The organism is Agromyces salentinus, assembly GCF_009749395.1.
Taxonomy (GTDB): Bacteria; Actinomycetota; Actinomycetes; order Actinomycetales; family Microbacteriaceae; genus Agromyces; species Agromyces salentinus.
On sequence record NZ_WBIR01000039.1, the window covers coordinates 1 to 1,559 of the forward strand.

Sequence of the window (1,559 nt, forward strand, 5' to 3'; positions counted from 1 at the left end):
CCCTGCGGGCCTGCGGCCCTGCGGGCCTGCGGCCCTGCGGGCCTGCGGCCCTGCGGGCCTGCGCAGTTCCACCCCTTCCTTCGTTGTCTGCCCGAAAACAGGAAGCCACGCGGGCGCCTGCACGAAAACAGGAAGGCGCGCCGTGCGTCCGGCGGCCGTGCCTGTTTCCGTGCCAGCGCGCCGGCGACCATCGCGTTGCGCGCAGCCGCGCCCTCATCAGCACGAGCACAGGAAGACGCGCCGCGGCGCGCACGAGCACAGGAAGACGCGCCGCGCCTTCGACGGTCGTGCCTGTTTCCATGGCACCGCGACTGCTCCTGCACACCCTGGGCGATCAGCCTTCCCGCCTCGACCGCAGGACAGGGCCCGTCACGAAGGCGCTGCGGTCGACACGATCGACGGATGCCGCATCTCGAGTTCGACCTTCGCCGCTTCGGCGGCATCACGACGCGCCGGCGACTGATCGCCCTCGGTCACGCACCCCTCGCCCTCCGCACGGCGGTCGACGCCGGCTCGATCATCCGCCTCGATCGCTCCTGGGTCGCGCTGCCGGACGCGAACGCCGAGGCACGGCGTGCCGTGGCGCGCGGCGGCATCCTCGGCGGCGAGAGCGCCCTCCGCTCGTACGGTGTCTGGGTCACGGCCGACGGAGGCGTCTGCGTCGCGACCGCGCGCACGGCGAGCCGGCTTCCGCCCCTGCTCGCCGGTGAATACCGCCTCTGGCGCGAGGGCGTGTCACGCGGATCGGGCGAATGGCGTGTCGCACCGTTCGAGGCCCTCGCGCAGTACCTCCCGCGCGTGGCCGACCGGCATCACCTCGTCGCGACCCTCGACAGTGCGTTGCACCACGGCCTCCTCGCGCCGGTGCAGCTCGACGAACTGCTCGAGCGGATGTCGCGCCGCATCCGACGCCTCCGGACGAAGCTCGATCCAGCGGCGGAGTCGGGACTCGAGTCGATCCTCCGCACGGCTATCGCGGCGAATGGCTGGCGGGTCGAGAGCCAGGTCCGCATTGCGGGCGTCGGGCGGGTCGACCTCCTCGTCGACGGTTGGCTGGTCGTCGAGGCCGATGGCTCCGCGTGGCACGACCACCACGAGGCGATCGAGCGGGATCGTCAGCGCAACAGCGCGCTCGTGCTGCGCGGGTACCGATGGCACCGGTTCGGCGCTCGGCAGGTCCTCCACGAGCTCGACCGCTGCATCGCCGTGATCCGGGCCCTCCTCGCGTCCGGTCCACCGCGCCGATGAACATCGCCGGAACAGGAACCGACGGCGGCACGCGCCATACGGTTCCTGTCTTCGGTGTACGTCAGCGGATGCCGCCTGTCCTCGAATGCGTGCACAGGAACCGACGGGGGCACGCGGCATCCGGTTCCTGTCTTCGGTGTACGTCAGCGGATGCTGCCTGTCCTCGAATGCGCGCAGGGGAGGATGCCGCCTGGTCCGAGGTGGTGTGCAGACGTTCCGACACGGGATGGGCGGGCGGATGCCGCGGGCACCCCCACCCGCCCCCGGCGCGCGCGCACCGGCGCGCGGCGCGCGGCGCCCGCCGCCCCGGT

General features: G+C 72.6%; 1 protein-coding gene. It reads left to right on the top strand.

Translation table 11 applies throughout. The annotated features are described in order from the left end of the window. Window positions 1–402: 402 nt before the first annotated feature. Entirely contained in the window at window positions 403–1,248 is an 846-nt protein-coding gene (locus GQQ95_RS19255) for an endonuclease domain-containing protein (protein ID WP_157429224.1), read from the top strand. Window positions 1,249–1,559: the final 311 nt, after the last annotated feature.